Below are 7,174 nucleotides of genomic sequence, written 5' to 3' on the forward strand. Positions count from 1 at the left end.
GCGTAATCATGTTAGACAAAAATCGATTGGAAAAATATAACCAAGAGCATTTGTATGAATATGAGAAATTGATGAGTAATAATGAGAAAGAATCTTTAGATAATAAGGTAAAACAGCTTGATTTAGAATCGATTCAAAATTTATATCAAGATTTATATGTGAATAGACAATCTATTGAAGATGTTTCTTCAGTTTCTGAAGTTAAATATGAAGTGAAATCCAAATTAACAGATGAAGAACGATATACATATGAACAAAAAGGTTATGAAGCAATTAGAAATGGCGAATTCGCTGTACTCTTAATGGCTGGAGGCCAAGGGACGCGTTTAGGCTATAAGGGGCCTAAAGGTTCATTTGAAATAGAAGGGGTAAGTTTATTTGAACTACAGGCACGTCAGTTAATTAACTTAAAGGAACAAACAGGTCACACTATCAATTGGTATATAATGACAAGCGATATTAACCATGAAGAAACTTTGGAATACTTCAAACAGCATAATTATTTTGAATATGATGCGAATCATATACACTTTTTCAAACAAGCAAACATGGTCGCTTTAGGAGAAGATGGAAAGCTTGTATTAGATAGAGATGGTCATATTATGGAAACGCCAAATGGTAACGGAGGCGTCTTTAAATCGCTTAAAGATGCAGGTTATTTAGATAAAATGGAGAAAGATCATGTTCAGTATATATTCTTAAACAATATAGATAATGTACTAGTTAAAGTCTTAGATCCATTATTCGCTGGATATACTGTTAGCAATAACAGAGATGTTACTTCGAAGACCATACAACCCCGTGAAGGAGAAAGTGTAGGTAGATTAGTTAACATCGATTGCAAAGACACTGTTCTCGAGTATTCTGAGTTAAATCCTGAAGTAGCAAATGATTTTGACAATGCTAACATAGGTATTCATGCCTTTAAATTAGCATTTATTAAAAGTGCGGTAGATAGAGAATTACCATATCACTTGGCTATCAAAAAATTAAAGCAATTGGATGAGGATTTTGGAGTAGTAGAACGACCTACATTAAAATTTGAGTTGTTCTATTTTGATATATTTAAATATGGAACAAGTTTCATTACTTTACAAGTACCTAGAGAAGAAGAGTTCTCACCACTTAAAAATAAAGAAGGCAAAGATAGTGTAGAAACAGCTACTGAAGATTTAAAGAGAATGGGATTGATTTAAATAAGGACGGTGGAATAGATGTCTCAATCATCTAAGCATAAAAACGAATCTGTTGTTGAAACATTTAAGGACATCATTCCTTTAACGTTTGGGGAAGAAATTGGTAATGCAGCATCTCATGGTGCTGCAGCATTACTGACGTTATTTATATTACCTTATGCAGCGGTGCACAGCTTTAATAATGGTGGCACATTGGAGTCTGTAAGTGTATCTATTTATATAATTAGTATATTTATGATGTTTATCTCATCAACAGTGTATCATTCGATGCAAAATCATACGGCACATAAGTATATTTTACGTATTATTGATCATAGCATGATATATGTGGCGATATCTGGGACCTATACACCTGTGTTGCTAACTGTCGTAGGCGGTTGGATAGGTTGGTTGGTAACGATTCTATTATGGGGAACTACGCTTTGGGGAATATTATATAAATCTATAGCTACAAAAGTGAATCATAAATTAAGCCTAATTGTATATTTAGTGATGGGATGGATTGGTATTATATTTTTACCAATCATCATTATACGAACGTCTTGGCTATTTATTTTATTTATATTTCTTGGTGGTCTTTCATATACCATTGGCGCATGGTTTTATGCTCAAAAGAATAGACCTTATTTCCATATGATATGGCATATATTTATCGTTATAGCTTCATTATTACATATGGTAGGTATTTTATATTTCATTTAAGAATGTTAGCGGTAGAGTTTATATTACTCTGCCGTTTTGTTTTTTAACGATTTAAAATAATACTAATGCACGATTGTGTTAATCGATATAACGTATTAATATTTTAAAGGTTCGATACAACTCATAGAAAGGGAGGTAAACTAAAATGAAATTAAAATCTATAATTACAGTCACTGCACTCATACTAATTATGTTTATGGCTGCAATCGAAACGTCCATTATTTCTTTAGCATTACCAACAATTAAAAACAATTTACATGCTGGAAATTTAGTTTCGTTAGTATTTACAGTATATTTTATAGCTTTAGTTGTTGCTAACCCAATTGTTGGGGAATTATTGTCGCGATTTAGAATTATTTACATTGCAGTTACAGGAGTGGCTTTATTCGCAATAGGAAGCTTGATGTCGGGATTAAGTGAAACATTTACCTTCTTAATTATTTCAAGAGTAATCCAAGGTTTTGGTGCTGGGGTAATGATGTCACTATCTCAAATTGTCCCTAAATTAGCGTTTGAAATACCTCTCAGATATAAAATAATGGGAATCGTCGGTAGTGTTTGGGGGATTTCAAGTATTGTAGGTCCTTTATTAGGAGGAGCAATTTTAGAATTTGCTACATGGCATTGGTTATTCTTCATCAATATACCAATTGCTATTATTGCTATCATTTTAGTGCTCATTACTTTTCATTTTCCAGATGAAGAAAATGTCAATAAAACTAATTTTGATGTAAAGGGACTATCAGTTTTCTATATCTTTATAGCATTACTTATGTTCGGTCTTTTAAATCAAGGCCACATTTCATTAAACATTATCTCTATTATATTAGCGATGATTGTTATGATTTTATTATTTAAAATGGAAAAGAAAACTGAAAATCCATTTTTACCAGTTGCAGAATTTAATAAATCAATCGTTCTTGCATTTATTACTGATTTATTTATCGCTATGTCATTAATGGGGTACAATCTCTATATACCAGTCTATTTACAAGAAAAATTAGGCTTGTCTCCATTACAAAGTGGATTGGTTATATTTCCATTATCCGTGGCATGGATTACACTGAACTTTAATTTAGCTAAAATTGAAGCGCATTTTACTAGAAAAGCCTTATATATAAGTGCATTCACAATACTGTTAATATGTAGCATTGTTATCATATTCGGTTTGAAAGTACCACTTTTAATCGCTTTTGCAGTTATTTTTGCGGGACTCAGTTTTGGATTTGTATATACTAAAGATAGCGTTATCGTCCAAGAAGAGAGTTCACCAAAAAATATGAAAAAGATGATGTCATTCTATGCATTAACTAAAAATTTAGGTTCTTCAGTTGGATCAACAATTGTGGGATATATGTATGCTTTGAAAGCAGGATTATTTGGTTCAGACTTACACAATGTATTAGGTTTAGTTTCTGTTATTTCGATATGCCTTGCGCTTATATGGACATTCCTTTATAGAAATGATGAATTATCAAATACTTAAATCCTAATTGAATAAACATTAAAAACGTCTACGATGTGTGTGGGCGTTTTTTAAATTTTATAAGGTTGGGTATACGTGATACTATAAATATGTATTGATTAAGGAGGGGGGACAATTAAAGTGAAGTCGTTTAAAAATAAATTTTATAATTTAGCAGTAACACTTATTGTTCTCGCTATCTTTGTACTGTCAGGGGCAATTTTCTTAACTTTTTTAGGTTTTGGTTTATATGGTTTGAGTAGAATTTTAATATTCTTTCATTTAGGATACTTTGAATATAATAAAGGCTTTTACGATAATTTATTTTATTACGGTAGCTATATTATTTTTGGATATTTTACGCTATTTGCGATTGAACATTTAATGGACTATTTTAAGAAAAAATTGCCAAACAACCCATACTTTCAAGGTATCACTTATCATCTCATTTCATTTATAGTCACAACTATCATGTTTTATTTCATCGTTCATATCCATTATGTATATATAAATATTCAATTTTGGGTAATTATGATAATCATAGGATTTTTATTTGTCTGTAAGGAAATCTTCTATCCGGAAAGTAAAAATTTAAATAATAAAAAATAATCAAATAAGCAATTAGATTGATTCGAGATCTTAATTTTGGTTAAATAAAAAACTGTTATCAAACAAGAAGGAGTAATTATCTATGGACACTATAAAATTACCCAAACATAGACGTAATTTAATAGTGGCAGTGATGTTAATTAGTGCATTCGTTGCAATATTAAATCAAACATTATTAAATACTGCCTTACCTCATATTATGCGTGAATTAAAAATTAACGAAAATACATCGCAATGGTTAATAACAGGTTTCATGCTGGTAAATGGTGTCATGATTCCTTTGACTGCTTATTTAATGGACAGAATAAAAACTAAACCACTATATCTTGGAGCGATGGGGACGTTTTTATTAGGTTCAATTATAGCTGCTATTGCTCCTAATTTCGGTGTATTAATGACTGCAAGAGTCATACAAGCGATAGGTGCTGGTGTGCTCATGCCATTAATGCAATTCACGTTATTTACATTATTTTCAAAAGAACATCGTGGTTTCGCCATGGGGCTAGCTGGATTGGTCATACAATTCGCTCCTGCGATTGGACCTACTTTCACAGGACTTATCATCGATAATGCAAGTTGGAGAGTTCCATTTATCATTATTGTTGGAATTGCTCTAATTGCATTTATATTTGGATTAGTTTCTATTTCAAGTTACAACGAAACGAAAGATACAAAGTTAGATAAGCCATCGGTTATATATTCAACAATTGGTTTTGGATTAATGTTGTATGCTTTCAGTAGCGCCGGTAATTTAGGATTTTCAAATCCGATTGTTATTGGCTCACTCGTGATTAGTATCGTGATTATTTTAATCTTTATAAGAAGACAAATAACGATTGCTAACCCGTTACTTAATCTTAAAGTATTTAAAAGTAAAATCTTCTGTTTCAGTACAATTACTTCTATGATTGTCATGCTTTCAATGGTCGGCCCTGCTTTACTAATTCCATTGTATGTTCAAAATGCATTAGGTTTATCTGCATTACTATCCGGTTTAGTTATTATGCCAGGCGCTATTATTAACGGTATCATGTCAGTATTTACAGGAAGATTTTATGATAAATATGGACCGAGACCTCTGATATTTGCAGGATTTACATTACTTACTATTTGTACGCTGTTGCTTTGTTTCCTAAAAGCAGATACTTCATATACGTATCTCATCATTATATATGCGATCCGAATGTTCGCAGTTTCATTACTAATGATGCCTATTAATACTACAGGTATTAACGCCTTAGAAAATAAAAATATCTCACATGGTACTGCTATAATGAACTTTGGACGTGTTATGTCAGGTTCACTTGGTACAGCTTTAATGGTTACATTTATGAGTATAGGTGCAAAATGGCTAGGACCTTCATCATCAGCACACGCTAGTAAAGAATTATTGCAAAGACAAACGGTCGCTGCTGGTGTTGATGTTTCATTTGCATTAGTAACTGGTTTTGTTGTTATTGCCTTTATTTTAGCCTTATTTATCAAAGAGCCGAATAGAAAATCTCAAAATATTAGAGAAGTATAAATATATTTATCGAGTTAGTTTACTTAATTATGTAGGCTAACTTCTTTTTTTATCATTAAAAAAGCCTTATACTTAAACAGATGAACTACGTAAATGAATAACTTTTGTTATTATGTAGATAAATTAACATTGATTAAGGGGGATTTACTTTGTTAACGGTAAATCAAGTTGAAGAGATAGTAGGTGCGTTAAAGGATCCAATTATTGATGTACCTTTAAAAGAAACTGATGGAATTGTTAACGTAACCATCAAAGAAGAGATAGAGCACGTAAGTGTTAAAGTTGCAATGGCTCAATTAGGTGGCCAACCACAATTAGATTTACAAATGGCAATTGTAAAAGCTTTAAAAGAAAATGGTGCAAATACAGTTGGTATCCGTTTCGAAGAGTTACCACCTGAAACAGTTGAGAAATACCGTGGTAAGGGAACTGAAAAACCAAAAACAATTGAAGGACTTCTTTCTCAAAATAATCCAGTTGAATTTATCTCAATTGCATCAGGTAAAGGTGGCGTTGGTAAATCAACCATAGCAGTAAATTTAGCTGTAGCCTTAGCAAGAGAGGGTAAAAAAGTCGGACTTGTAGATGCTGATATATATGGTTTTAGTGTTCCAGATATGATGGGTATTGATGAAAGACCTGGCGTAGATGGTAAAGAAATCATTCCAGTAGAACGTCATGGTGTTAAAGTTATCTCAATGGCATTCTTTGTTGAGGAAAATGCCCCAGTTATTTGGAGAGGGCCTATGCTAGGTAAAATGTTGACAAACTTCTTTACAGAAGTACAATGGGGAGATTTAGATTATCTCTTACTTGATTTACCACCAGGTACTGGAGACGTTGCATTAGATGTTCATTCTATGTTGCCATCTAGTAAAGAAATTATTGTAACGACACCTCATCCTACAGCAGCATTCGTTGCAGCTAGAGCTGGAGCTATGGCAAAACATACAGACCACTCAATTTTAGGCGTTATCGAAAATATGAGTTACTTTGAAAGTAAAGAAACTGGAAATAAAGAATATGTATTTGGTAAAGGTGGGGGAACTAAACTCGCTGATGAGTTAGATACTCAGTTGTTTGGAGAATTACCATTAGAACAACCAACATGGAACCCAAAGGACTTTTCACCATCTATTTATCAACCTGATGATCGCTTAGGTGAGATTTATACATCTATTGCTAGAAAGGTCATTGCTAGCACTCAAAAATAAATAAACAATTTTAAAAGAGCTTTATTAAATCATACAAAGACGAATTTTGTTTTTGTATGATTTTTCTATTGCAAATTTTAGAAATCATGGTAGAATATTTCTTTGTGAGCTACGAAAACGACACTCACAAAATTTAAAAAATAATGCAATTTAATTGTTGACTTAAAAACATAAAATTGATATTATAAAAAAGTCGCTGAAAAGCGATTGTAAAGTGTTTATTTCAATTGTTAAGCGAGTGTAAAACTTACCCTTGCAAAGGTAATTAAAACACTTTAAAATAAATAAAGTAATCTTGATAAGTCATTGACTTTTGTTTATAAAAAAGATATGATAGAAAAGATATGATAGAAAAGATTGATTTTATTCAAATGAACATTGAAAACTGAATGACAATATGTCAACGTTAATTCCAAACAAACAGTAACGAAAGTTACAAACTATTTAGTATTTATGAGCTAAT

The 7,174-nt window shown here is 31.7% G+C and carries 6 protein-coding genes; all 6 read left to right on the forward strand.

Going from position 1 to position 7,174, the window contains the following annotated elements:
- The first annotated feature begins 8 nt into the window (after window positions 1-8).
- Window positions 9-1,196 carry a UTP--glucose-1-phosphate uridylyltransferase gene (locus tag CD155_RS01750; RefSeq protein ID WP_103212343.1) on the forward strand — a complete coding sequence of 396 codons (1,188 nt, stop codon included), beginning with the start codon at window positions 9-11 and terminating at the stop codon, window positions 1,194-1,196.
- An 18-nt stretch (window positions 1,197-1,214) separates the two neighbouring features.
- On the forward strand, window positions 1,215-1,898 hold the full coding sequence (gene trhA, locus CD155_RS01755) for a PAQR family membrane homeostasis protein TrhA (protein ID WP_002443645.1): 684 nt from the start codon (window positions 1,215-1,217) through the stop codon (window positions 1,896-1,898).
- Window positions 1,899-2,043: 145 nt separating this feature from the next.
- The gene (gene sdrM / locus CD155_RS01760; RefSeq protein ID WP_103212344.1) at window positions 2,044-3,384 is read left to right on the forward strand and encodes a multidrug efflux MFS transporter SdrM; all 1,341 of its coding nucleotides are present in this window, start codon (window positions 2,044-2,046) and stop codon (window positions 3,382-3,384) included.
- 120 nt (window positions 3,385-3,504) lie between these two features.
- Window positions 3,505-3,972: a SepA family multidrug efflux transporter gene (locus CD155_RS01765; protein WP_002443640.1), complete on the forward strand. Its 468-nt coding sequence runs from the start codon at window positions 3,505-3,507 to the stop codon at window positions 3,970-3,972.
- Window positions 3,973-4,054: 82 nt separating this feature from the next.
- On the forward strand, window positions 4,055-5,497 hold the full coding sequence (locus CD155_RS01770) for an MDR family MFS transporter (RefSeq protein ID WP_002443637.1): 1,443 nt from the start codon (window positions 4,055-4,057) through the stop codon (window positions 5,495-5,497).
- A gap of 149 nt (window positions 5,498-5,646) precedes the next feature.
- Window positions 5,647-6,711, forward strand: a complete 1,065-nt coding sequence (salA, locus tag CD155_RS01775; protein ID WP_070830368.1) for an iron-sulfur carrier protein/transcriptional regulator SalA — start codon at window positions 5,647-5,649, stop codon at window positions 6,709-6,711.
- The last annotated feature ends 463 nt before the right edge of the window (window positions 6,712-7,174 follow it).

Origin of the sequence: Staphylococcus caprae (assembly GCF_002902725.1) — a bacterium.
GTDB classification, from domain to species: domain Bacteria; phylum Bacillota; class Bacilli; order Staphylococcales; family Staphylococcaceae; genus Staphylococcus; species Staphylococcus caprae.